Consider the following 25,375-nt stretch of genomic DNA (forward strand, 5'->3'; position numbering starts at 1 on the left):
GGCGGCATTGGATTGAAGCACTGCTGGCTGAACGCGAAGACCACGTCAGCATCAACACTGTGCTCACAGCCGAAAACCATGATCTGGACGCCATCAAGGTTTGGTTCCAGGAGCGGTTGGGACTTGATGTGCCGATATCCCTTGAGGGTGTGGTCAACGTCTATGATGCGGCGACCCTCCTTGGGGCAGGACGGCTGGAAGAAGCTGATCTTCATTCCCTAAGACGGTCCTTGTTTGAAAGTCTTGCCACCGACCCAAAGGCCTTTGGGCTCGACAAACGGCTCAGGGACTTCATCATGTCGCTTAAGGTCCGCCGACCCATAGAGGCTCTGGGTCAGAAATGCGGTATGGATCGACCCGAGCACATTGCAGTTGATCTACGCGGCAATGTCATGACCTGCCAGAACACAGGGGCGAAGGGTGAGCACAAGATCGGCCATGTTGATGACTTTGATGCGATCGCGCTCAACACAGCGACACATTTTGCCTTCCGGGACGAATGTATGTCGTGCCCCGTTGTGCAGCTCTGCAAGGGGTCCTGCATGTTCCTCGAAGGGGAGTTCTTCAGGCAGAGCTGCGCCAACGAGTTTGCGTTCAATATGGGGGTTCTGATGGCGGCGGTGTGGCATTTGACGGGGATGGTGGTGGTGAGCGTTTATGCAGTTGGCGTTCGAACATAGGTCACATAAAAACCCTTGCTAATCCGCTGCTCCTGCAATCGGTCACTGAGCGAAAACCCACCAGTTTTCAAAGGTGCTTGAAAGATATCAAGTCCTCTGTCGAGAACAATTTTCCATCCCGTATCAGTGACGATATCGCGCGCATGCGGTGTTCCTGAGCCATCAAAGGCCCATGTGAATTCAACGCCCGAGCCAACACAGGCGTCTACGATCGAGTCGAGCAATTCGCGTTGCTTGCCCACATTTCCGTCGTCTGGCCCAGTCACCAGATGAACGCTGATTTGGTCCTCAGGCGATTTGCGCCGGATAACCGGCCAAGCTCTGACCCTCAGGAATTTGGAGGTAAAAGCGATTGTGGAGGGTGTCGAGACAGCGCAACAAGCGCAGCTGCTCGTGCAGTATCAGCTGTTCATACAACAAGGTTATCTGCATGCCAGGCCGATGCGGCCTGAGGAGGTGGCGGGGCAGCTCTCCAATATTGGCGTGGACGTGTGATGGCAAAAATGATCAATACATTACAGCTTGTGGAGAAATCGTTGCGACAAACCAAAAGGTAGTGTGGCGGAAGGGATAATGGCATGGAACCTCATGATAGCGAAATCGCGATCGACTCTTAAAAATGAACAGGTTTTATCGAGCGGATGACCCTTTCCAATCAGGACCCGTCCGCGAGCAGCACTGTCGGCAAGAGCGTCCTATGCCTTCCCCGATGCATCATATATTGACAAAAACCTGCTTCATGTGTTCCGCCTGACCACCCGCAGAGCGCATCCAGGCGGCGGGAAGGTTCTAACATTAGACCACCAGCTCTGTGGACACCATGACCCCTCGACGATTTATCTCTTCTGGGTGTAAACTGGACAGACCGGCGGGACACTTGTGTTGTTACTGTAGCTTGTCTCTGAGAGCTTCGTAAGGGGTCTGGCCGTTGTGCGCGCCATGAGGCCTAGCGAAGTTGTAGAAGCGCTCCCATACGTCCAGTTTAGCCTCGAGATCGACGTCACCCTTGTAGCTTAGAAGCTGATAGAACTCCTGCTGATCGGATCGGTGAGATCGTTCTACTTTACCATTGAGCTGGGGTGTATCGCGTTTGATATAGGCATGCCTGATCCCAAGATCTTCGACATGCCAGAACTTGGCTTGGAACTCGTGGCCGTTATCCGTCCGAACTTCTCGAATGCGAAACGGAAACTTTCCGATGATGTGGTCAATGAAGTCGATCGCATTTGCCTGTGTGTGCTTTTCATATATTTTAAGCGCTCTAACACGCGTTGCATCATCGATTGCAGTATACTGAAACCGGCGCACTTTCTCACCGCGTTTTCCTTTGAAAGTCAGAAACTTAACGTCCACTTGAATATGATGTCCTGGCACTTGTTTCTGATAGCGTTTGGTGTGCAGTTTCCGCATTCGTGTGCCTCTGGGCAGACGGTTGAGACCGTTGCGCTTGAGGATAAGGTAAACTCCTGCATCCGAGATTTTGATGCCATGATAGCGCGCCAAATACCAGACGATCCTGATTGGCCCGAGGTGATATTTGCGGCGCAGATATAGGACCTTTTCTACGATCTCTGGCGGCGTTTGGTTGGCTGGATTCTTTGGAATAGATTTGGCGTTCTTCAAACCAGCTTCGCCATACTTTTGATATGCTTCACGCCATCTATAAAAACTGGACCTGCCGATCCCAAAATATCGACAGGCTTTGCGGGCATTGCCGATCTTCTCGGCGTGTTGGAGCACTTTAAGTTTGCGTTGAATGTCGCGTTCTTCGTTCGTCATGAATACTTCCTCCATCCCAAATCAGGGAATTTACAGGAAGTGTCCCGAGAGTCCGTACATATCTACACTTGGCTGTATATTGGTAAGATTTTCTTACCTTATTTTAACGATCTGTAATTCTTGCTTGATGTGGCGTAGGAGGAGCACGCATGCAGATGAGTAAGATGCGCGATAGCGCTAAGTTAACCAATGTTGTCTATGACGTTGTTGATTGGGTTGCCTATCAAGCAAAGGTCAGCCCGACCGCGATTGCGACACGTGAGCTTCCGTCAGGCCGGTCACAAAGCTATGGCGACATGCATCAACGTGTCGGGCGGCTGGCCGCAGCCCTAAGGCGGTTGGGGGTGACGCAAGGAGATCGTGTGGCATTTCTTATGCCCAATTCTTGCGATATTTTGGATATTGCTTTTGCCACTTGGCGCCTTGGCGGTTTGGTGCTGGCGCTAAATCATCGTCTGTCGGCGGCAGAGCTGAGTTTCATCCTTAATGACGCTGGTGCCAGGGTTGTGATCTGTGATCAAGGACTAAGTGATGTTGTCGCACAGATTGAAGCTCCCAGCGTGGAGCATTGGATCGAGACGCTTGGTGACGGGCGAATGAGCCAGTTTGAAACTGCAATTGCGGCCGAAATGACCCCTATTCTTGATCGCCCAACACAAGGGCTTGGGGAGGCCTGTATGCTGATGTACTCGTCAGGAACGACGGGTCGGCCGAAGGGGGTGATCATCACATACGGTATGCTACACTTTTCTGCTGTGGGAAGCTTTGGTGCGTGCCGTACGACAAGCTCGAGCGTGTCTTTGGCCGCAATGCCTTTATTTCACATCGCGGCTATGAATGTGAGCTGTCTGCCGATGCTGGCCATCGGCGCGACAAGCATTATCTTGAGAGACTTTGACCCGGGAGCTGTCCTGTGGGCGCTTTCAAGCAGTGATCTTGCAATCACGCATTTCTTTGCTGTGCCAGCGGCATTCAACGCTTTGCGCCAGCATGAGGCGGCTGAAACCAGTGATTTCTCGCGTTTGGTGACCGTGATTTCTGGTGCTGAAACTGTTCCTGAGCCTTTGGTGCAGTGGTGGCAAGGCCGCGGTGTGCAGATCCTTGAAGGCTACGGGCTAACCGAGACGGCCTCGGCGGGATGTCTACTACCGCACCGCGATGTGGGCCGCAAGCACGGGTCGACAGGACTGCCGACGATGTACGGGCCAATGAAAATCATGAGGGACGACCAAACAGAAGCCGTAGCAGAAGAGCTTGGCGAAATCTGGGTGCGTGGTCCTGTTGTGACACCCGGTTATTGGAACTTGCCTGAGGCGACGCAGGACGCGTTTCACGATGGCTGGTTTCGCACAGGCGACATCGGGCGGGTGGACGACGAAGGCTACCTCTATATCGAGGATCGCTTGAAGGATATGTATATTTCCGGCGGAGAAAACGTCTATCCGGCGGAAGTGGAGAACGTGCTCTATAGCCATCACGCAATTGCGGAAGTGGCTGTGATCGGAGTGCCTGATCCGAAATGGGGGGAAGTTGGCTGCGCTGTGGTTGTGGCCAAGGCCAATTCGGAGATTAAGAAATCAGAGATTGTTGAACACTGCGCCGCACAACTCGCGCGGTTTAAACATCCTATGTATTTGGCCTTGTTGGACGCACTTCCACGCAATGGCACAGGCAAAGTTCTCAAGCATGAGTTGAGAAAAATGATCAAGACTGGAGAAATCCAGCTTACTTAGTGTCAGGGAGAGAGACATGAAAAGTGACAATATTGGATGGGGAACACGCCTTGCTTATGGTATCGGGTCCATCGCCTACGGCATCAAAGACAACGGGTTTACGACCTTTTTGATGATCTATTTCAACCAAGTGCTCGGCCTACCTGCTATTCTTGTCGGGCTCTCGCTGTTGATTGCGCTGATGTTTGATGCGGTGTCTGACCCGCTTGTAGGCTATATTTCAGACCGTCACAAATCGCGTTGGGGGCGACGCCATCCGTTTATGTATGCGGCTATTGTGCCAACCTGCCTTGCCTATTTCTTTATGTGGACGCCGCCAGACCTTAGCCAGCTGGGCCTCTTTGCCTATCTGACGATTATGGCAATCGTTGTCCGTTTGTCGGTGACGTTTTTTGAGGTTCCCAACTCTGCCTTGATTGGCGAGTTGACCCATGAATACGACAAGCGGACAGCACTTTCTGGGCTGCGCATGATGATCGGTTGGTTGGCTGGTGTAATTATGGCGGTGATTGTTTATCGTGTCTATTTGGCTCCGTCTGTCGACTATGACGACGGCATCATGAACCTTGAAGGGTATCATACATATGCCAAAGTGGCGGCGATCGTAATGTGTGGTGCAATGCTCATTTCATCGCTCGGGACGCACCACGCCATCAAGCACTATTCGCAGCCTGATCCTGAAAGCAAAGGGCATAGCTTTTCGTTTGTGCAGAACATTCGCTACATTTTTGGCAACAAGTCTTTTCAGGCTGTGTTTGCGGGGACAATTTTTGCCAGCCTTGTCGCGGGAATTGCAACGACGCTTCAGCTTTACTTTGGGGTCTACTACTTTGGGCTTTCCACGGGGCAGCTTGGCCTTGCCGCATTGACGATGGTGCCTGCCGCAATCATCGCCTTTCTCGGCACTTCCCTTTTGGCGAAAGGCAGAGAAAAAAAGGCCGTTGTCATCACCCTTAGCTGGATTTCAATGGTGATGTCCGTGATCCTGATCGCTGCTAAAACAGGCGGCATCATGCCAGAGAACGGCTCGGCCGAGATGTTTTATGTCGTGGCGATTGCAACGTTCTTTGCAACCACTGTCACAATTTCGGTGTCGATCATGTCGGTCTCTATGGTTGTGGATCTGGTCGAAGGAGATGAGCGCAACACGGGGCACCGTTCGGAAGGGCTATATTTTGCAACGTTTTCATTCACCCGCAAGATTGTGACAGGCTTGGGGACGTTTGTATCTGGTGCGTTGCTGACATTTGGGGCGACGGCTGGTGTGGGCGAAGTCATGGATGAAGCCACGATGCAGGGTATTGCGCTGCCTTACGCGGTTTTGATGATTGTGTTGCATCTTGCCTCGATCGCTTGTGTGAAACGGTTCACCTTGACGCGCGATGGGCACACTGAAAACCTGACAGCTGTCAACAAAATCTGAGCAGAATTATCAGTCGAAAACAGAATTGGGCTGCACAGGTTGGTGCAGCCCAATTTTATTGTTCTATGTCTCGGCGAAAGTTTGCAACGGCGCGTTGCAACACCATTTGAACGTTTGACATAAGTTGATGGGCAGCCGGCGGAATCGGACGTTGATTGAGCCAAACAGCAACGCCTGGGATCGTTCGATTGGCGTATGGCCAGTTGATCACGTCAAGCTTGATGACGCTGCCCTCGTTGACTTCGCTGCGCACAATAAACTCGGGCAAAGTTGCAATCGCGTTGGTAAGGAGCAGCAGTTGCCTTAGAAGGCCGAGGCCTTGTGACGTTAGAAACGTATCCCGTAGCGTTCCGATGTCAGGGAACGTGTCTGGATAGGCTTCCATGATGCCCCATAAGAACCAGTCGGGAACATCCCCGCCAATCACTGAATATTGTTGGAGTTCTTCTATTCTGATCGGCCCCTTTCCAGCCAGCGGGTGGCTGGCCGAGCACATGATCGCAGGTGGAATAAGCTCCAGTTGGCGATAGCGGAACTCTTCTGTCTCGCGATCAGGGCGCAAACCGATGTAGATATCGATCTGTCGTTCTGTGAGGTAGCGCTCCCACTCATTGCGGGGGCAGAGCACCACTTTAAAGCGCCAGTTCGGGTGAGAGTTTATCAGCCGTGCCATCGCTGGAGCGAGCAGGCTTTCGGAAACAGTCGGGTCAGCGCCTATCAGAAGTTGTCCGGCCTCAAGATCGCGCATCATCTGAACGTCGCGGGAGGCGGCCTCCATTTCATTGATGGCGATTCTTGCGGCTGAAATGACGCGTTCGCCAAGAGCGGTCGGAACCGTTTCGTTTCTGGAGCCGTCATAACGCGTTCGATCAAACAGCTCTGCGCCATATTCTGTTTCTAACCTCTTGATTGTCTGGCTGACGGCTGAGTGGGAAATGCCAAGCTTCTGTCCTGCTTTGCGAAAGTTTCCTGTCTCACTCAGTGCGACGAGCTGTTTCAAGTGGCCTAAACTGTCCAATCGATCTCTCCTTGGTAACCGTTGCTTACTGTATTTATCAAAGCTGTAATCTATTTAAGTATCACCTTCAAGATGGAGGGGAATCTCATGAACGACTTTAATGGCAAGACAGCGTTTATCACCGGCGCTGCGCGCGGGATCGGTTTTGCAATCGCCAAAAGCCTTGGGGCAAGAGGCGCAAAAGTTATGATTTCAGATCGTGACAGGGCGGCGCTTTCTGCTGCGTGCGACACGCTGGTGACGCTGGGCATCGAGGCTGATTTTGTCGTTTGTGATGTGGCGGATGCTGACTCGGTCGATCTGGCCGCGCAAAAGACTTTGGAGCGTTTCGGCAAGATCCATTACTTGGTGAACAACGCGGGTGTTTCCTGTGGTGGCCAGACCGGTGGTATTCCGATTGCGGACTGGAAGTGGACTGTCGACATCAACCTGATGGGGGTTGTGCATGGCGTTGAGATATTCACTCCACTGATTGCGGCTCATGGTGAAGGTGGCCATATTGTGAATGTCGCTTCTATTGCGGGGCATTTGCCGTTTGTGGGAGGTGGTCCGTATGTTGCCACCAAGTTTGCCGTCGTTGGCTATTCGGAGACCATCCGCGAAGACCTTGCTGACACCAACATAGGCGTGAGTGTTGTTTGCCCTGCGTGGGTTAAGACCGACATCAACTCGACACAAAAGCTGCGCCCTTCCATTGCAGGTCAGCCTGAGCCTGAAGCGTCGGACAATATGAAGCTGCTGGATGCGCTCATCGAAAATGGCATGGACCCTAATGTGCTTGGCGAGCTTGTCGTAGATTCTATTCGCAAAGACCGCTTCTATGTCTTTACGCATGAAGAGATGATGGGGCACGTTGAAACGCGCATGGAAAACATCAGGCGTGATTTTGCAAGCAGCATGGCGAGCCCGGCGATCAAGGGTGAGTCTATCGACGCGCCCGAACCGCTTGAAGTTCTTGTCATTGGGGCAGGTTTTTCTGGGGTTTGTGCAGGTATCAAGCTGCGTGAAGCGGGCATTTCCAATTTTGGAATTTATGACAAGGCAGATGGTATTGGCGGCACTTGGTGGCTCAATACATATCCTGGAGCGGCTTGTGATATTCAGTCACATTTCTACAGCTACTCCTTTGAGCAGAACCCTGACTGGAGTCGCCTCTATGCGCCCCAGCCGGAAATTCAGGCTTATATCGAGCATTGCGCCGAGAAATACGGCATACGGCCTTATATCCACCTCAACCGAAAGATTACCTCTGTCATTTTCGATGATGCCTCTGGCCTCTGGGTGACGACCTTTGCAGATGGTGAAGTGATCAAGTCACGTTTTGTGATCAACGGGTCGGGCGGGTTGCACGAGCCGAGTTATCCTGATGTGAAAGGTTTGGGCACTTTCAAAGGCGTCACAATGCATACCGCGCGTTGGGATCACAGTTTTGACCCGACTGGCAAGCGCATTGGCGTGGTCGGGAGCGCGGCGAGTGCCATTCAAGCCGTACCACAGCTGGCGAAGGTTGTCGCGCATCTGGACCTCTATCAGCGGACAGCGAACTACATCGCGCCACGGCTCGACTTTGCTTATACGCCTGAGCAGAAGGCGGCCTATATTGAGGACCCGACACTGGTCAAAGCCGATCGCGACGACATGTATTGGGATCGTGAAAACCGTCTCTATCCTATCGTCAAAAATGAGGCCATTCGCCACCGCGCCGCCGACGATATCAAAGCGTTTATGCGCTCTCAGGTCACGAAGACGGAATATCATGAGGCACTAACGCCGAACTATGAACTGGGCTGTAAGCGAATTTTGATTTCGGATGATTTTTACCCAGCATTGAACCGTGACAACGTTAATCTGATCACCAGCCCGATTGGTGAAATCACAGAAACAGGTATCATCACGGAAGATGGCCAGCACCATGAATATGATGCGATTATCTTTGCAACAGGCTTTGACCTTCAGGGCCATCAGTTCGCGCTCGACTTGCGCGGCGAGGGCGGGCTTAAGCTGTCAGACTGGTGGAAGAGTGGAGCAGAGGCCTATCGCGCGACGATGGTTCCTCATTTTCCCAATTACTTCCTTGTCACGGGGCCGAATGCAGGGGTTGGAACAACCTCTATCGTGCATCTGATCGAGCAATCCATCGGATGGATTGTCGAAGCGATTAAGTTGACGGGAGATGACCTGAGTATTTCTGTGGGTGAAGACATCACACGTGAATTCAATGCCGAGATACAGAAAGAGCTTTCCCAAACGGTTTGGGCGTCTGGGTGCAAGAGCTGGTATCTGACAGAAGACGGGCGGATTGAGACTTTGTTCCCCGGAAATGCCCAAGCTTTTGAAGCACAAATGGAGAGCGTTAAGCTCAACGAAGTAGACTTCTATCGCCTTGAGGGTGGGCATAAAACACCCGTTGATCTGACCCAATCCGCGCCCGCGGTTTTGAACGCTGCCAAGACCGTTGAAGGCAGCTTTGATCCAGCGTTCAAATCTGTTGCGGAGGCGTTTGAAGAGAACTTTGCAGCGCGCGGCGAGGTTGGCGCCAGCCTTTGCTTGAGTGTCGGTGGCAAGACCGTTCTGGATTTGTGGGGCGGCGTTGCTGCGCCTGCAAGCAAGACAGCTTGGACGCAAGACACAATTGTTCCCGTCTTTTCCTGCACGAAGGCCGCTACGGCGCTTTGTGCCCATGTTTTGGTGGAACGTGGCCTGCTCGATCTTGATGCACCTGTCTCACAATACTGGCCTGAATTTGCGGCTAATGGGAAAGATGCAGTAACAGTTCGGATGTTGCTGAATCACTCGGCAGGTCTACCTGCTCTGCGAAGTAAGGTTGAGCCGGATGGCTTCACCAACTTTGAGCGGACGGCTGCGCAACTCGCAAGTGAGGCGCCTTTTTGGGAGCCGGGAACGCGAAGTGGCTATCACATGATCACCTTTGGATGGCTTGTAGGTGAAGTCGTTCGCCGCGTGTCTGGCAAATCACTGGGGCAGTTCTTCCGCGACGAAATTGCCAGACCGCTTGGGCTCGATTTCTGGATTGGCTTGCCGCAATCTGAAGAGGCGCGTCTCGCGCCGTCAATCGCCTTTCGACCTGACGCAGCAACACAGCCTTCAGAGTTTATCAAGCGGTTAATGACCGACCCGAGTTCCATCCAGTTCCTTTCATTCATGAACAGTGGTGGCTTTGACATCAATAAGCGCGCTTACCGCGCAGCTGAAATCGGTGGCGCTGGCGGTATCGCAAATGCGAGGGCGCTGGCGGGGATGTTTGTGCCATTGGTTTCGGGAACAACTCTTTTGTCACGAGAGCGGATCAATGCGATGCGCAAGCCATCCATGGTGAACGAGCAGGATGAAACCCTGCTGATCCCCACGCGCTTTGGCGAAGGTTTTATGCTTTCGATGCCGAACGCGGGCTTTCCGGCTGGGGCATCTGTCCGTCTAGGAGAGGGCGCGTTTGGCCATGTTGGTATGGGCGGGAGCATCGGATTCGCTGATCCTGAAGCGGGGCTTGCCATGGGTTACGCCATGAACAAACAAGGGGCTGGCATCCTGCTGAATGAACGCGGACAATCTCTGGTGGATGCGGTTTACGCCGTGGTTGGGGAGACTGTCTAAATGGCCGATTTGTTGTTGTCTGAAGTTGATATGCGGTTTCAACTGTTTGACTGGTTGAAGCTTGAAGAGCGCTTGGAAGGTAGTGAGTTTGACGGTGAGATGGCCGAGGCTTATTTCGATTTGTCACGCAAGCTCTCGGTTGATCACTTTTTGCCGCATTACAAGATGGCGGATGTGATCGAGCCACGACTTGAAGAAGGGCAGGTCAAGGTCTTGCCAGAAATTGGCAAGGCACTGGCTGAGTTTCGAGATGCTGGCCTCTTTGGCGCAAGCTTCCCCGAAGACTTGGGCGGTATGGGGCTGCCTTATCTTGTCACCTCGGCTGCATACTCATGGTTCGCAGCGGCGAACTGCTCCAGCATTGGCTACACCATGCTGACGGGGGCCAATGCGCGGTTGATTTCCGCTTTTGGGAGCGCCGCACAAATCGATAGTTTTGCGCGCCCACAGATTGAAGGGCATTGGTTTGGCACGATGTGCCTATCCGAGCCGCAGGCGGGATCTGGCCTCGGCGATGTGCGCACACGGGCCTTTTGGGATGGTGAAGACATTCACGGTCAGCGATACCGCCTGAAAGGCAACAAGATGTGGATCTCCGGTGGGGATCAGGACATCTCAGAAAACATCGTCCATCTCGTATTGGCAAAAGTGCCGCTTGCGGATGGAAGCCTTCCCGAGGGTACGGGAGGTATATCCCTGTTTATTGTTCCGAAAATTCTGCTCGACGGGAACAAAAACGATATCGCCGTTGCAGGGCTCAATCACAAGATGGGCAATCGTGGGACATCAAACTGCTTGCTGAACTTCGGTGAAAAAGAGGGTGCCATTGGCTGGATGGTCGGGGAGCCAGGTCAAGGCTTGCGGCAAATGTTCATGATGATGAATGAGGCGCGCATTGCAGTTGGCTTCGGGGCTGCGGCTCTTGCCTGCCGCGGATATCTTCTTGCAGCTGAGTACGCGCGTGAACGACTGCAAGGCCGCCTAGCAGAGCGACGCGACGGCCCGCCTGTGGCGATCATTGAACATACCGATGTGCGGCGGATGCTGCTAGCTGCGCGCTCATATGCAGAAGGAGCGATGGGCCTTTGCCTTCTGAGCGCGGCTTTGGTCGACCGTCCTGATGATGTTGATGACGCGGCTTTGCTTGAACTTCTCACGCCAGTGACGAAGACATTTGCCTCGGAATACGGACCAAAAGCCAATGACTTGGCGATCCAGATTCACGGTGGCTATGGCTATACCCGCGACTTTGATGTGGAGCAGCTCTACCGCGACAACCGACTAAATCCCATTCATGAAGGCACAACGGGCATTCAGGCCGCCGACCTGCTTGGCCGCAAGATATTGCGTGACGGGCGCGGGCTGAAGGTTCTGGCAGAGCGCATTGCGGTGACCTGCCAGAAAGGTGCGCAAAGCGTCGACTTGGCGGATGCCGCACTTGCGTTGGGCGCGGCTCTTCAGGAGGTCGAGACAACACTTGAGGCCGTTCACGCGATGCCAAAGGAGCGCCAGCTTGATAACGCAGCAGCGTTTCAAACCGCGTTTGGCTTGGTTGTTGTGGCTTGGATATGGTTGGATCAGGCGCTTGTTGCGGCAGAGCTTTCTGACGCTTCTCCAGAGGCAGAACAGCTGCGCCAAGGTAAGATGTCGACCTGCCATTACTTCTTCGGATGGGAGCTTCCTCAAGCCAGCCCACTGCTGACACAGATCGCTTCTGGCAGTGACGTGACGCGCTCCGCTGATCCAGATTTTTTCTAACCCTAACAAAAAGACAGAATGAAACCGATGACACAAAATCCAATCCAAGCCATCCAATTTAATGATCGTGTTGCTATTGTAACGGGGGCAGGTGCTGGCCTTGGCCGCTCTCACGCGCTGGAGCTTGCGCGCCGTGGCGCCAAAGTTGTGGTGAACGATCTTGGCGCAGGTGATGCGCAATCCGTTGTGGACGAGATCGTTGCCGCAGGCGGTGAAGCTCTGGCGCATGGTGCAAATGTCACCAAGCCAGACGAAGTAAAAGACATGGTAGACCATGCGCTCGAGCAATGGGGACGGATCGACATTCTCGTCAACAACGCTGGCATTCTGCGCGACAAGTCCTTTAGCAAAATGACAGTGGAAGACTTTCAACTCGTGCTCAACGTGCACGTGATGGGCGCGGTTGTTTGCACCAAAGCGGTTTGGGACCACATGAAAGAGGCGGGCTATGGCCGTATCGTGATGACATCATCTTCATCAGGCATCTACGGCAACTTCGGCCAAGCAAACTACGGCGCCGCAAAGATGGGCCTCGTTGGTCTGATGAACGTGCTGCATCTCGAAGGGCAGAAATACGGTATTCATGTCAACGCTCTCGCGCCAACGGCGGCAACGCAGATGACCGAAGGTTTGATTTCACCAGAAGCTCTGGCCTTGATGACAACACAGAGCGTTTCGGCGGGATTGGCTTACCTTGTTAGTGACGGGGCTCCGTCGCGTCTGGTCTTGTGTGCTGGCGCTGGCGCTTATGCTGCAACAAAAGTGTACGAAACAGAAGGCGCATATCTAATGCCTGACGAGCAGACTGCTGAAGGTGTCGCGACACATATAGCTTCTATTACCGACCCTGAAGGTCAGCAGCCCTTTGTGCAGGGTTTTCAACAAACATCAAAATTCGTGGGCAAGGCGGCCGATCACTTCGGCGTCGATCTCAAGGGAGGACTGTGATCATGCGGGAAGCCGTAATCGTTTCAACTGCGCGCACGCCGATTGGCAAAGCCTACCGTGGAGCGTTCAATATGACACCGACACCAACGCTGGCTGGGCACGCTATTGCCCACGCCGTTGAGCGCTCAGGGATTGACCCTGCACGGATTGAGGATGTCGTGATGGGGGCAGCCCTTCAGCAGGGCACGAATTTTATGAATGTCGCACGCAATGCGGCTATTCGTGCGGGCCTTCCTGTGACGGTGGCGGGTCAGAGCATCGACCGCCAATGCGCCAGCGGCATGATGGGAATTGCGATTGCCGCCAAGCAGATCATCAGCGACGGCATGGATGTGACCATCGGCGGAGGTGTCGAAAGCATTTCCATGAACCAAGTTCAGCAAGCTTTTCAGACGCCTGACGCTTGGCTGCGCGAGCACAAGCCCGCGCTCTATATGACGATGCTGGAAACAGCAGAGAATGTGGCCGAACGCTACAATGTAACCCGCGAGGCACAGGACGAATATGCGCTGCAATCCCAGCAGCGCACGGCGGCAGGCCAAGACGCGGGGCGATTTGACGCTGAGATCGTCGCAATGTCGACGACTATGGGCGTCATGAACAAAGAGACCAAAGAGATCAGCTATCAAGACGTCACCCTTGAGATGGATGCGGGAAACCGGCCCTCCACAACGATTAAAGACCTCTCTAGCTTACAGCCAGTTTTCGCCAACGGACAAGTTGTTCAGCAAGGAAAATACATCACCGCAGGCAATGCAAGCCAGCTCTCTGATGGGGCCTCGGCGTCTGTCTTGATGGAGGCAAGTGCCGCTGCGCGCGAGGGGCTGACACCGCTTGGCCTTTATCGCGGTATCGCGGTTGCGGGCTGTGAACCAGACGAGATGGGCATTGGCCCGATCTACGCTGTGCCGAAGCTGCTTAAGGCCAATGGCCTGAAGGTTGACGATATCGGGCTTTGGGAACTCAACGAAGCTTTTGCAAGCCAAGTGATTGCAAGCCGTGATGTGCTTGGCATTCCTGACGAGCTGCTCAATGTGAATGGCGGCGCGATTTCGATTGGCCACCCATATGGGATGTCGGGTGCACGCATGGTTGGGCACGCCCTTATCGAGGGCAAACGACGCGGCGCAAAATACGTTGTCTGCACCATGTGTGTTGGTGGTGGCATGGGCGCTGCGGGATTGTTTGAGGTTCTCTGAATGGAAGATCGCCATAACATGAGTAAGGATCATGAGCTTTCGGATTTCCGTATGGCTCGTGGCCTCGATCCTGTTGTGCGCGAAATTCTGATCGGCGCGGCGGCTCAGGGCTTACCCAAGCTGCCTGACGTTGAGCCCGCCATGTCGCGCGCCTACTTTGAACAGGTCTGTGCGCAGCTGAACGCCATGCAAAGCATCTCTGGAGAAACAGAAGATCTGCGCTTTCGGGGTCCAGATGGAGACATCAGTGCACGACTCTATCGCCAAGCCGATCAAGCGAAGAATACTGGCGTGATTCTGTTTTTTCACGGTGGTGGTTGGGTTCTCGGAAGCGTCGAAACGCATGATCCCCTGTGTCGTCAGCTTGCCCGCGCCACGGGCTGGCCGGTTTTGTCCGTCAACTATCGTCTCGCCCCCGAGCATCCGTTTCCAGCAGCGCTTAAGGATGCGCAGGCAGCGCTCTCATGGCTGCGTGCCTCTGCGGCAGAGCTCTGCATTGATCCCGCCAAAATCGTTGTGGCGGGAGACTCCGCTGGCGGAAACATTGCTGCCGCCCTCACGCTGGCAGACAAGCCCAACACGGCTGCGCCTCTCTTCGGGCAGGTGTTGATTTACCCCGTTATCGCGGATCACTTTGACACGCCATCTATGCACCGCTTTGCAAAAGGCTTCGGGTTGGAGCGTGCCGACATGGAGTGGTTTGTGGCTCAGTATCAGGGTGGGGCAACAGCTTCGCAAGACCCGCTTCACTCGCCCTACTATGCGGCGACGCTGAAAGAACTGCCTCAAGCGGTCGTCATAACGGCGGGCTTTGATCCTTTGCATGATGAAGGCGCTGAGTATGCGGAGCGCTTGCGCACCGCAGGCAACAAAGTTGAATTTCGTGACTATGACACTCTCAATCACGGGTTTCTCACGTTGGTTGGCATCGTCCCGGCGGCGAAGGCGGCACAGGACAAAATAATGGAATTGGTGAAGGCGCTTTGTTGGCGGCCTGCTGATGCAGTGACTGATGTGGCGCACGCGCATCAGATTTTTAAGTGAAAAAAGGGAGAAGACCATGAACAAAGTTATCAAAAGTGTGATCGCACTCGGATTTCTTGCGACACCGGCTTTGGCCAATGAGCCTTATGGCGTTTGGCAAACAAAGACCGACAAGACAGGTGCATATCTGCATGTGAAAGTGACGCCTTGCAGCGGGAACAAGGCTAAGCTTTGTGGCGTTGTTCAGCAGACTTTCAAAACGCCCCATACCGAAATTACGGGGCGCAAAATCTTTTGGGATCTGGAGAAAGTAAGCGCGAATGAGTGGGGAAATGGCCGTGTCTGGGATGCTGAGACTGATAAAGAGTATGCTGGAAAAGTAATTTTGGGAAAAAAGAAACTTCGCGTTGAAGGCTGTGTAGGGTTTTTATGTGACGGTCAGAACTGGTCGCGTGTAAAATAACTTGCGCTCCCAGTAGGGCGACTAAGCCGCGGCGGTATGAGTGATCGCCGCGGCTGTTTTTATTCTGTGTCTTATTCAGCGGCGACACGCACCAATTGTTTGCCAAAATTGCCACCTTCGAGCATTTTCAGAAATGCATCAGGCGCGGTTTCCAGCCCGTCGGAAACGGTTTCGCGATAAGTGATGCGACCATCCACCACCATCGGTGCGACCTCGGCCAAGAAATCATCCAAATGCTGGTAATGATCGGACACGATAAAGCCTTCGACCTTTAGGCGTTGTGACAAGATCGAAAACATCACTGCGGGCGATGGCACTGCCTTTTCCATACCTTGGCCAGAGTACCAAGCGATCAGTCCGCAAACGGCTATCCGGCCATGTTGGCGCATGAGAGGCAGTGTTGCCTGCAACGTGATGCCACCGACATTTTCAAAGTAAACATCGATACCGTCTGGAGCGACGGCTGCCAGAGCTTCGGTCATGGAGTGAGCATCTGTGAAGGCCCGATGATCAATACAGTGATCATACCCGAACGTGTCCACGGCATAGGCACATTTCTCTGCCCCCCCTGCAACGCCGATCACTTTCATGCCTTTGGCATGCGCCAATTGCCCTGCGAGGCTTCCGACGGCCCCTGTTGCGGCGGATATCAGAACGGTCTCGCCTGCTTTTGCCTGTGCGATCAGGTTGAGGCCTGTCCATGCAGTCATGCCGGGCATGCCAAGGACGCCGAGGGCTGTCGAGAGTGGCGCGGTGTCTGGGTTGAGCTTGATAACGCCAGTGCCGTCGGACAGGCCGTGGCTGACCCAACCCAAAGGCGCCATGACGTAATCGCCAGCGGCGAAGCCTTGATGGCGCGATGTGACAATCTGGGCGACACAAGCGCCCTCCATTGCTTCGCCTATTTCGACAGGCTTGGCATAGGAGCGGGTCGCAGACATCCGCCCGCGCATATACGGGTCGAGCGAAAGCCAGATCGTACGCGCCAGAAACTGCCCCTCGGCTGGCTCTGGTAAGGCCGAAGTCTCAAGCGAGAAATTCGCAAGGTTTGGCTTTCCCTCTGGTCTGGAGGCCAGCACAACGCGTGTCATTCCAGGGTTCATGATGTCATCCTTTGTTATTGTCGGGATCAGCAATACAAGAGCTTTGCCACGCGTCGAGTAGGTAAGGATTTCTGAACACGGCGCGCCTGCCGCACCTTGGCTTCGCGCTGCAAGGCAGGCGCCTTTGACGCTGTGTTGATAGTGAGCTACGCGCCGTCAGAAGGCCTTGGCTAGCCTCTCCCAGACGGTTTATCTCAGTATGAAAAGCGGCTGATCAAATTCGACCAGCTGGCCGTCCTCGACTAGAACAGCCTCAATGACACCCTCTTTTGTTGCCTCAATCGTCGTGAACAGCTTCATCACTTCGATCACGCAAACAGGCATTCCTTTTTGCACTTGCGCACCGACTTGCACAAAGGGGTCTTCGTCGGGCGACTTGCGTGCATAGAATGTTCCGACCATAGGCGCGCAAATCATATTTGTGCTCATAGCTGGCGCGGGCGTCGGCGCTGATTTGGATTGCTCGGTCTTTGCAATGGGAACGGCGACAGGTTGGTTTCCTTGAGTGCTCGGCTGTTGGGACGCTCCCGCAGGGGCGCCACGCCGGATCACCAGTTTTACGCCGTCTTGCTCCAAGATGACCTCGTCACAGCTGCTTGAATCGATGATTTTCAGGATGTCTGCGACTTCGCGATAGCTAAGTGCCATGATGCCTCCGATCGTTTGCGGGTTTCGGCACTTTTGGGAGCCGGGGGGTGAGCATAGACGTCAGTCTCTGGGTCCTTTATGTCTCAAGTGATATTTTAAATCAATTGACTTATTTAACTCAAGGCGACAGAAATATGTCATCCGAAACAATCCAAGATACGCTGTGAGACACGATCAAGATGGCAAAACCTCAAAAACTGAATCGGATACTTATCGCCAACCGAGGCGAAATTGCGCTTCGGGCGATTAGAGTTTGCCGTCAGTTGGGGCTTGAGACTGTCGCTGTCTACTCAGCAGCCGATGCTGGAGCGGCGCATGTTTGGGCTGCGGATCAGGCGATATGTATCGGATCAGCAGCAGCGCAGAAAAGCTATCTCCTGGGTGACGCGCTGGTGCATGTTGCTCTGCAAACTGAATGTAACGGTGTCTATCCAGGCTATGGGTTCTTGGCAGAGAACGCCGATTTTGCGAGGCTTTGCGAGCAGAACGGTATTAAGTTTATAGGCCCTTCCGCTGAAACCATTGAGACGATGGGGAACAAGTCCAAAGCGCGAGACGTGGCTGTTTCGCTCGGTGTCCCTGTGGTTCCCGGATCTGACGGGGCGTATGAGGCAGAAACTGAGGCGCGCGCGGTCGCCGAGGGAATTGGCTTCCCAATTTTGCTCAAGGCGCGTTCGGGCGGCGGTGGGCGCGGGATGCGTATTGTCAGGGCGATGTCTGACTTTCAACAGGCTTTCGTCGAAGCGTATCGGGAAGCTGAAGCTGCGTTTGGAGACGGGGCGATTTACCTTGAGCGGTTCTTTGACAAGGTCCGGCACGTCGAAATTCAGGTGTTCGGAGATGGCGCGGGCGCCTCAATCGAGTTTGACGAACGCGATTGCAGTGTTCAGCGCAGACACCAAAAACTCATTGAAGAATCGCCGTCCCCATCAGTGAACGACAGACAGCGGCAAGCGTTGAAACATGCCGCAAGCCTCCTCACGCGTGGGACGAACTATGAAGGGGCGGGGACTGTTGAGTTCATTCTGGATGTTGAAACTGGAGAGTTCTTTTTTATCGAGATGAACACTCGCATTCAGGTTGAACACACCGTCACAGAGATGCGCGTTGGAATCGATCTGATCGCACTACAAATCGCTGTCGCACAGGGCGAAGGACTGCCGCAAGCACCTAAGGGAAGGGGGCATGCGATAGAGTTTCGGGTGAATGCGGAGGACTGGGAGGCGGGGTTCGTTCCGTCTCCAGGGATTATCACCCTCTGGCAAGTACCTCAGGGGAGCGGCATCAGACTGGATACAGCCTCCAAGGCGGGCCAACGCGTGCAGCCTTATTACGACTCGATGATTGCAAAGCTGATCATACACGGGGCCGACCGAAACGATGCACTGGCGCGTTCGAGCACAGCGCTTGCAGCGTTTAAAGTGGGTGGCATCAAAACGACAATCGGCTTTCACAGGATGTTGATTGAGCATCCCGACTTCGCAAAAAATGCAATTCATACGCGCTGGATCGAGGATGTGTTCTCGGCTAAAGATGAGGCCTGAAAATATGACCAAAGCCGTTAAGTTTATCGATGTAACCCTGCGGGATGCACACCAATGCCTCTGGGCGACACGCATGACAACAGGCATGATGCGCGAGCTCGCACCACGGCTGGACAACGCTGGCTTTGAAGCGATTGATCTGGTCGGTGGCGCGGTGTTTGATGTCTGTGTCAGGTTCCTGAGGGAAGACCCGTGGGAGCGGATGCGTATCCTCAACCGATGGGTGACGAAAACTCCACTGATCATTCATACGCGGGGCCAGTGCATGTTCACGTTCGAGTTTTTCTCCGATGACGTGGTCGCGCTGGCAGCCGAAAGGTTTGCGGCGAATGGCATGCGCTATCACACGGTCTATGACCCGCTGAATGACACCCGCAATCTGAAAATCCCGATCCAATCGGCACGGGCCTTGGGCATCCATACAGTGCCGGGGTTAGTCTATACTGTGAGCCCTGTGCACACAGATGCTTACTATGCAAAGAAAGCTAAAGAGCTGGTTGCCTTTGGCATAGACGGGCTGTTCATTAAAGATCCGAGCGGCTTGTTGACGCCAGAACGCGTGGCGACTTTGGTCCCGAAGCTGAAGGCAGCAATCGGTGATCTCCCTTTGCAGATGCACACTCATTGCCTGTCTGGTCTTGGTCCTTATGTGGCGCTCCAATCGGTTCAGCATGGTGTTGATGTGCTTCACACCGCGACGTCCACGCTCGCCAATGCCGCGTCGCATCCTGCAACAGAAAACATGGTCCGCGATTGCCTTCGCCGCGGCTACAACGCCGATCTTGATCTGGCGCAGATCGCTGAAGTGGCCGAGCGGCTGGCCTATATCGCCGAGGTTGAAGGCAAGCCAACAGGTGCACCTGTGGAGTATGACGAGTTTCACTACCATCACCAAGTTGCGGGCGGGATGATCTCCAATTTGAAGGTCCAGCTCGAGGGCGTGGGGATGGCCAGCCGGATTGAGGAAATTCTCGAAGAAGCTGGGCGGGTGCGAGCCGAGCTGGGCTATCCCATCGTTGTGAGCCCGTTTGCCCAGTATATCATCACGCAATCGGTTTTGAACGTCACAGCCCGCGATCAAGGCCGCGAACGCTATGACAACGTGCCAAACGAAGTGCGCCTTTATGCGCGAGGTGGCTACGGCGAGATCGCGGGTGAAATCGAAGAGAACCTGTATGACAAGATCACGAGGGGCGCAGAACCTATCAAAGACAGGCCAGGTGCACTTGTGCCACCGTCTTTGGATACGTTGCGCAAGAAACGCGGCCCGTTCGCATCGGACGATGATCTTTTATTGGCAGCCTTCTATGACGACAGCCAATACAGCGCTCTCAAAGCGGCGGGGTCGATCGACACGGAGTATGGCTTGGCCGAAACCCCATTGTTGACGCTGCTCAAAGAAGTCGCTCATCGGCCGTCGATCAAATCGTTTCATTTCATCGACAAGAAGAAAGCCTGAGCCATGACAACTGCATGCATTATCACAACGGCGATCACAGGTGCTATTCCGCGTACGTCAGAGTGCCCAGGCTTGCCTGTGGTTCCCTCCAAGCAAATCGAATCTACCCATGAAGCCTATGAGGCGGGGTCTGCTCTCGTTCACATCCATGTTCGAAATAAAGATGAGACCCCAAGCTCGGATGCCGACAAGTTTGCCGAAATTCAGGAGGGCGTGAAAAAGCACTGTCCCGGAATGATCATCCAGTTTTCAACAGGCGGTCGTGGACGCGATGAGGCTACACGGGGCGCAGCATTGGAGCATTCACCTGATATGGCCTCGCTCTCGACGGGCTCGGTCAATTTTCCAGGTTCGATCTATGAGAACCCGCCTGATTTCATTGATGATTTGGCCGAGCGGATGTTGACGTATAACGTCAAGCCAGAGATCGAAGTGTTTGATTTGGCGATGCTCTACAATGCCGCCAATCTGATGAAACGTGGGCTGATCAAGCCGCCCTTGCACGTTCAATTCGTTATGGGCATTCCAAACGCAATGCCTGCGCGCCGCTCGATCCTTGAGTTTGTTCTGTCAGAATTGTCGCTTGTATTGCCAGGGGCAACATGGACCGCCGCTGGGATCGGCCGTCATCAATTTGAGGTCAATAAGTGGTGCCTTGAGCTCGGCGGGCACTGTCGCACCGGTCTCGAGGACAACATCAAGTTTGATCGCACGCGCGTGGCTGTGAGCAATGCCGAGCTTGTCAAAAAGATCACGGATGTGGCTGGAGAGTTTGGCCGCCATCCGGCAAGCCCAGCAGAGGCGCGTCAAATCCTCGGCCTGTAGGCCAACTTTCACTCGCCGTATTTGGCCAGATAAGCACCAAACAATTCCTCTTCCGACGGTTTGTCTTCGGGAATCGTCTTGACCAGATGGGTAATGTTCAAAAAGTGCTCGTAGTTCAGATTATCGGTGATTGAATTGCCAGCCCATGTGCCGCCGCCCATCGTTAGCGTGAAGTTCAGTCCGTTGTTAAAGCCGCCACCATTCCCAAAAGTATGCGCTTGGTTCACGAGCACGCGGACAACGTCGATCTCTTCTGCCAACCTTCGCGCATGCTCGGGTGTCTGCGTATGAATGCCCACTGAGTGGCCTTTGCCACAGACATCAAGAATACTGTTTAGTTTGGCCAGCACATCGTCCATGTCGCGTGCGCGGTAAATGGTCAGGACCAGCGACAGCTTTTCATCTGTAAAGGGGCTATCTGAATCAACTTCGGCCTCTTCGACCATAAAGAATGCCGCAGACGAAGAGGCGGGTTTGAGGCCGCAGCCAGCCGCCAGGACAGGCGCATCTTTGGCGATGATATGTCTGTTTAGGTGTCCATCGCGCCAGAGTGTTGCGCGGATGCTTTCTTTTTCCTCGGTGGAGCAAAGATAGCCGCCTGCTGCACGTAAGGCATCCATCGCGGCGTCATAGACACTATCGAGGATAATCAAAGCGTTTTCAGAGGAGCAGGACGTCGCGTTATCAAAGGTCTTGGAGGCGCAGATTTTTTGTGCAGCGTCAGCCAGATCAGCTGTCTCATCAATGACCACAGGCACATTGCCCGCACCAACGCCGATTGCGGGCGTTCCAGAAGAATAGGCGCGCCGCACGTTGTTTTGCGATCCAGTGACGACAACAAGATCTGCGGCGCGCATGAGCTCTTGCGTCAATGCCTTGTTGATCGGGGCAGGGAGCACCTGAACCAGATCAGCAGGGAGGCCAATTTTAGCCAGTTCGGCACGCATATACTCAACAGTCTTCGTTGTCGTGCGAAGGCCAGCAGGCGAGGGCGCTATGATGACAGCGTTGCGGCCCTTGATGGCAAACATCGCCTTGTTGACGGGGGTCGCTGCGGGGTTGGTCGATGGTGTCACCGCGGCGACAACGCCAACTGGCTTTGCGTATTTCACGATACCAGTAGACGGGTCGTCAGAGACCACACCGACCGACGTCACCCGCAAAAGGTCACGCAGGCAGCCAAAAGTCTTGCGAGTGTTCTTAAGGATTTTACTGGGCACATTGCCGAGGCCAGTATCTTCAACAGCAACCTCGGCCAGTTCACGCGCGCGCGTTGGCTTATACAGCGCCCAAGCTAGGGCCGTCACGGCCTCGTCGACACGGGCTTGGTCGGCGGATTGAAATTGGGACATCGCAACGCGTGCTTTGGTCACTAGGTCTGCGACGACACTTTTTTCAGGTGTATCATCAGAGAGCTGGCGCGGGGGTGTTGCTGACATGGGTGAGGCCTTGTTGAGTGTCTTTACACACTCAGCTTTAAGTCAATTGACTTAATAAATCAAACGACTTAGTTTGCTTTGTGAAACCGCATTCAGAACAAGGGTGGGCCAGTCTCATGCAAGCAGATCTTTTGTCCAAAGATAAAGTGATTATCACAGCCGCAATCACAGGGGGCCTTCATGGCCGTGAGGCAAACAAGAACTTGCCTTTGACACCACAAGAGCAAGCACAAGCCGCGCATGACGCCTATAATGCTGGGGCTTCAATCGTGCATTTGCATGTGCGCGATGAGCAGGGGATCGTCTCGACGGACCTTAAAGACTACAGCAACACAATCCGTCTGATCAAAGAGCGTTGCCCGATCATCACACAAGTGGGAAACGGTATTGGAACACGGGTTCATCCAGACGGTAGTCTTGGAGAAAAGGTAACACTTGCCGAGCGGATGAACCTCATCAATATCGAGCCGCGTCCTGATATGATGACGGTGAATGGCGGGACATTTGAGTTTCGCAGCCCCGTAAGTGATGACACTTTTGACAACAATCACGCCTTCAATATTGAATTTATTGAAGGCTGCAAAGCGCGCGGCTATGGGCTGGAGCTTGAAGTGTATGACCCGAGCCATATCGCCAATATGATGGACCTTAAGAAGCGTGGCGTCTTGGATGGGATGCTCCACTTTAGTATTGTTCTGGGGATCAAAGGCGGCTCGCCCGCATCGATTAGCAACCTCAACCACATGATCAGCGAATTGCCTGACGACAGCGGCTGGCAACTCGTCTCGATCGGTCGCTATCACTTTCGCTTAAATGCGATGGCTCTGGCGATGGGCGGCAATGTGCGCACGGGAATGGAAGATACTGTGTTTAACAACAAGGGCGAGGCTGTTTCTGGCAATGGAGAGTTGGTTGAGGCTACGACCAGTTTGACACGAGCAATGGGGCGTGAGCCAGCAACCGTTGAAGAGACGCGCAAAGCGCTACATCTTTGAGCGCCAATCAGTGTGAGCACGAAAATGAAGCTTGAAGAGAACCGCGACGCAAGTGCAGGCAAGGTCGCTCTTGTGACGGGCGCAAGCTCGGGTATCGGGCGAGCAACGGCTCTGGCTTTTGCTCGGCAGGGCGCGAAAGTCGTCGTGGCTGCGCGGCGGCTAGAGCAATGCGAAGAGACGGTGAGCCTGATCCGTGAGGCTGGTGGCGAGGCGATATTGTGCCGTTGTGATGTGGCGAAAAGTGCAGATGTTCAGGCGTTGGTCGAAGCGACGATCGCTGCATTCGGGCGGCTAGATTATCTGTTTAACAACGCGGGTATCGAGGGCACGACATTCACACCCGTTGCCGAGTATACGGAAGACGCGTGGGGGCAAGTAATCGCAATCAACCTTTCGGGAGTCTTTCTGTGTACGAAATATGCCATCCCGCATTTGGTCAAAACAAAGGGCGCCATCGTCAACATGGCCTCCATTTCCGGGCTGAGTGGCGGACGCATGGGCGCGGCCTACTACGCGAGCAAGCACGGAGTTGTCGGCATAACGAAATCAACTGCAATTGAATATGCCGACCAAGGTGTGCGGGTGAATGCGGTCGCGCCTGCCGTGATTGAGACACCGATGATCGAGCGCGCTGAACTGGTCGGCAATGAGGCGTTTGAGCAAAGAATGCTGAGCCTGCATCCGCTGGGCCGCTTTGGTCTGCCGGATGAAGTTGCCGATGCTGTGGTGTGGCTCTGCTCCGAGCAAGCATCGTTCATAACAGGTCACACCTTGCCTGTGGATGGCGGCTATCTGGTCCCCTAACTGAGCCTTTTGGAGAGAGTAATATGAATGTTGCGAGTGAGACTGGGCGATTGAACGGGAAAGTTGCGATCGTCACGGGCGCTGGTGCGGGTATTGGCAAGACAATTGCGGAGACTTTCGCCCGCGAAGGCGCGTCTGTGTGTGTTGCAGATATCAACGGTGTGAGCGCCGAGGCGGCAGCTCAAGAGCTGGTAGCCGCTGGCGCAGTTGCGATTGGGGTCGAGATGGATGTAACGGACGAAGACGCAGTCACAGCAGCGGTTGACCGCGTGGCAAAGGCCTTCGGATCTGTTGACATTCTTGTTGCTAACGCGGGTATCCAACATCTCGCAGAGATTGCAGACCTGTCATTTGCAGACTGGAAGAGGGTTCTCTCGGTTCATCTGGACGGCAGTTTTTTGACAGCAAAGGCGTGTCTAAAATACATGATCGATGGCGCACGCGGCGGCAGTATCATTCTGCTTGGATCGGTACATTCCTATTTGGCCTCCGAGCAGAAAGGCCCCTACATCGTGGCAAAGCATGGGCTTGTCGGCCTCGCACGCACGCTCGCCAAAGAGGGAGCAAAACACGGGGTCCGCGCCAACACGATTTGCCCAGGCTTGGTCCGCACCGCTCTCATCGAAGCGCAGTTGCCGATCCTCGCGCAAGAGCGCGTCGTGAGCGAGGAGCAGGTGATCACCGACTTTCTAAAACCAACGATTGATGGTGAGTTCACGACCCAAGCCGAACTCGCAGATGTGGCTGTCTTTCTGGCGTCTTTTCCCTCGAATGCCTTGAGCGGGCAGTCGATCAGCGTAAGCCACGGAATTCATATGCTTTAAAAGTAGCTCAACGTCCCACCTACAGTCGACCAGCTCTCGGTCTTTGCTGATTACAGCGAGATGTGCCAGAGTATCTTGCCTTCAGGCTCTCTTTTAGGTCTGTTGTGCGGTGAATGCTGAATCATGCTCATGCGCAG

The 25,375-nt window shown here is 54.1% G+C and carries 21 protein-coding genes; 15 read left to right on the top strand and 6 right to left on the bottom strand.

Annotation, left to right across the window (positions count from 1 at the left end; all coding sequences use genetic code 11):
* Nucleotides 1-680, top strand: a 680-nt coding sequence (locus tag ACTG3X_RS12955) for an SPASM domain-containing protein (protein WP_439111697.1), incomplete at its 5' end; no start/stop codon positions are given.
* Here the strand turns inward: ACTG3X_RS12955 and ACTG3X_RS12960 are convergent.
* Together ACTG3X_RS12960 and ACTG3X_RS12965 are read right to left on the bottom strand one after the other, a co-directional pair.
* Nucleotides 656-922: an MIT C-terminal domain-containing protein gene (locus tag ACTG3X_RS12960; RefSeq protein ID WP_439111698.1), complete on the bottom strand. Its 267-nt coding sequence runs from the start codon at nt 920-922 to the stop codon at nt 656-658. The genes ACTG3X_RS12955 and ACTG3X_RS12960 overlap by 25 nt on opposite strands.
* A gap of 643 nt (nt 923-1,565) precedes the next feature.
* Nucleotides 1,566-2,459, bottom strand: coding sequence for an IS481 family transposase (locus ACTG3X_RS12965; RefSeq protein ID WP_439111699.1), 894 nt, complete (start codon nt 2,457-2,459; stop codon nt 1,566-1,568).
* A gap of 149 nt (nt 2,460-2,608) precedes the next feature.
* Here ACTG3X_RS12965 and ACTG3X_RS12970 point away from each other — a divergent pair, with 149 nt between their 5' ends.
* Both ACTG3X_RS12970 and ACTG3X_RS12975 read left to right on the top strand, forming a co-directional pair.
* The gene (locus tag ACTG3X_RS12970) at nt 2,609-4,192 is read left to right on the top strand and encodes an acyl-CoA synthetase (RefSeq protein ID WP_439111700.1); all 1,584 of its coding nucleotides are present in this window, start codon (nt 2,609-2,611) and stop codon (nt 4,190-4,192) included.
* A gap of 16 nt (nt 4,193-4,208) precedes the next feature.
* Nucleotides 4,209-5,615 carry an MFS transporter gene (locus ACTG3X_RS12975; RefSeq protein WP_439111701.1) on the top strand — a complete coding sequence of 469 codons (1,407 nt, stop codon included), beginning with the start codon at nt 4,209-4,211 and terminating at the stop codon, nt 5,613-5,615.
* 55 nt (nt 5,616-5,670) lie between these two features.
* Here the strand turns inward: ACTG3X_RS12975 and ACTG3X_RS12980 are convergent, their stop codons facing one another.
* Nucleotides 5,671-6,633: a LysR family transcriptional regulator gene (locus ACTG3X_RS12980; RefSeq protein ID WP_439111702.1), complete on the bottom strand. Its 963-nt coding sequence runs from the start codon at nt 6,631-6,633 to the stop codon at nt 5,671-5,673.
* Between the two features lie 87 nt (nt 6,634-6,720).
* On the opposite strand from ACTG3X_RS12980, the gene ACTG3X_RS12985 reads away from it, so the two are divergent.
* From ACTG3X_RS12985 to ACTG3X_RS13010, 6 genes are read left to right on the top strand one after another with little or no spacing between them, the layout of a single operon-like run.
* A complete protein-coding gene (locus ACTG3X_RS12985; RefSeq protein WP_439111703.1) occupies nt 6,721-10,245 on the top strand; it encodes an SDR family NAD(P)-dependent oxidoreductase in 3,525 nt (1,174 codons plus the stop codon).
* The gene (locus ACTG3X_RS12990) at nt 10,246-12,003 is read left to right on the top strand and encodes an acyl-CoA dehydrogenase (protein ID WP_439111704.1); all 1,758 of its coding nucleotides are present in this window, start codon (nt 10,246-10,248) and stop codon (nt 12,001-12,003) included. It abuts the gene before it with no gap.
* An 18-nt stretch (nt 12,004-12,021) separates the two neighbouring features.
* Nucleotides 12,022-12,951, top strand: coding sequence for an SDR family NAD(P)-dependent oxidoreductase (locus ACTG3X_RS12995; RefSeq protein WP_439111705.1), 930 nt, complete (start codon nt 12,022-12,024; stop codon nt 12,949-12,951).
* A 2-nt stretch (nt 12,952-12,953) separates the two neighbouring features.
* Nucleotides 12,954-14,150, top strand: a complete 1,197-nt coding sequence (locus tag ACTG3X_RS13000; RefSeq protein WP_439111706.1) for an acetyl-CoA C-acyltransferase — start codon at nt 12,954-12,956, stop codon at nt 14,148-14,150.
* A gap of 18 nt (nt 14,151-14,168) precedes the next feature.
* Nucleotides 14,169-15,194, top strand: coding sequence for an alpha/beta hydrolase (locus ACTG3X_RS13005; protein WP_439111707.1), 1,026 nt, complete (start codon nt 14,169-14,171; stop codon nt 15,192-15,194).
* A 16-nt stretch (nt 15,195-15,210) separates the two neighbouring features.
* Entirely contained in the window at nt 15,211-15,597 is a 387-nt protein-coding gene (locus ACTG3X_RS13010) for a DUF2147 domain-containing protein (protein ID WP_439111708.1), read from the top strand.
* 71 nt (nt 15,598-15,668) lie between these two features.
* On the opposite strand, the gene ACTG3X_RS13015 is transcribed toward ACTG3X_RS13010, so the two are convergent.
* Complete coding sequence (locus tag ACTG3X_RS13015) at nt 15,669-16,700, bottom strand: NADP-dependent oxidoreductase (RefSeq protein ID WP_439111709.1); 1,032 nt, start codon at nt 16,698-16,700, stop codon at nt 15,669-15,671.
* A 189-nt stretch (nt 16,701-16,889) separates the two neighbouring features.
* Nucleotides 16,890-17,348, bottom strand: a complete 459-nt coding sequence (accB, locus tag ACTG3X_RS13020) for an acetyl-CoA carboxylase biotin carboxyl carrier protein (RefSeq protein ID WP_439111710.1) — start codon at nt 17,346-17,348, stop codon at nt 16,890-16,892.
* A gap of 179 nt (nt 17,349-17,527) precedes the next feature.
* Here accB and ACTG3X_RS13025 point away from each other — a divergent pair, with 179 nt between their 5' ends.
* Genes ACTG3X_RS13025 through ACTG3X_RS13035 form a run of 3 tightly spaced genes read left to right on the top strand, consistent with a single transcriptional unit; the run spans nt 17,528 to nt 21,176 of the window.
* Entirely contained in the window at nt 17,528-18,892 is a 1,365-nt protein-coding gene (locus ACTG3X_RS13025) for an acetyl-CoA carboxylase biotin carboxylase subunit (RefSeq protein ID WP_439111711.1), read from the top strand.
* A gap of 4 nt (nt 18,893-18,896) precedes the next feature.
* Nucleotides 18,897-20,351, top strand: coding sequence for a pyruvate carboxylase subunit B (locus tag ACTG3X_RS13030; RefSeq protein WP_439111712.1), 1,455 nt, complete (start codon nt 18,897-18,899; stop codon nt 20,349-20,351).
* Nucleotides 20,352-20,354: 3 nt separating this feature from the next.
* Nucleotides 20,355-21,176: a 3-keto-5-aminohexanoate cleavage protein gene (locus ACTG3X_RS13035; RefSeq protein WP_439111713.1), complete on the top strand. Its 822-nt coding sequence runs from the start codon at nt 20,355-20,357 to the stop codon at nt 21,174-21,176.
* Between the two features lie 8 nt (nt 21,177-21,184).
* On the opposite strand, the gene sauS is transcribed toward ACTG3X_RS13035, so the two are convergent.
* Nucleotides 21,185-22,615: an acylating sulfoacetaldehyde dehydrogenase gene (sauS, locus tag ACTG3X_RS13040; RefSeq protein WP_439111714.1), complete on the bottom strand. Its 1,431-nt coding sequence runs from the start codon at nt 22,613-22,615 to the stop codon at nt 21,185-21,187.
* A 116-nt stretch (nt 22,616-22,731) separates the two neighbouring features.
* Between sauS and ACTG3X_RS13045 the strand changes: the two genes are divergently transcribed.
* The 3 genes from ACTG3X_RS13045 to ACTG3X_RS13055 are packed head-to-tail and all read left to right on the top strand — an operon-like array spanning nt 22,732 to nt 25,238.
* On the top strand, nt 22,732-23,610 hold the full coding sequence (locus ACTG3X_RS13045) for a 3-keto-5-aminohexanoate cleavage protein (protein WP_439111715.1): 879 nt from the start codon (nt 22,732-22,734) through the stop codon (nt 23,608-23,610).
* Between the two features lie 24 nt (nt 23,611-23,634).
* Entirely contained in the window at nt 23,635-24,414 is a 780-nt protein-coding gene (locus ACTG3X_RS13050) for a glucose 1-dehydrogenase (protein ID WP_439111716.1), read from the top strand.
* Between the two features lie 23 nt (nt 24,415-24,437).
* A complete protein-coding gene (locus ACTG3X_RS13055; protein WP_439111717.1) occupies nt 24,438-25,238 on the top strand; it encodes a 3-hydroxybutyrate dehydrogenase in 801 nt (266 codons plus the stop codon).
* Nucleotides 25,239-25,375: the final 137 nt, after the last annotated feature.

The organism is Lentibacter sp. (genome assembly GCF_965658795.1).
Taxonomy (GTDB): Bacteria; Pseudomonadota; Alphaproteobacteria; order Rhodobacterales; family Rhodobacteraceae; genus Lentibacter.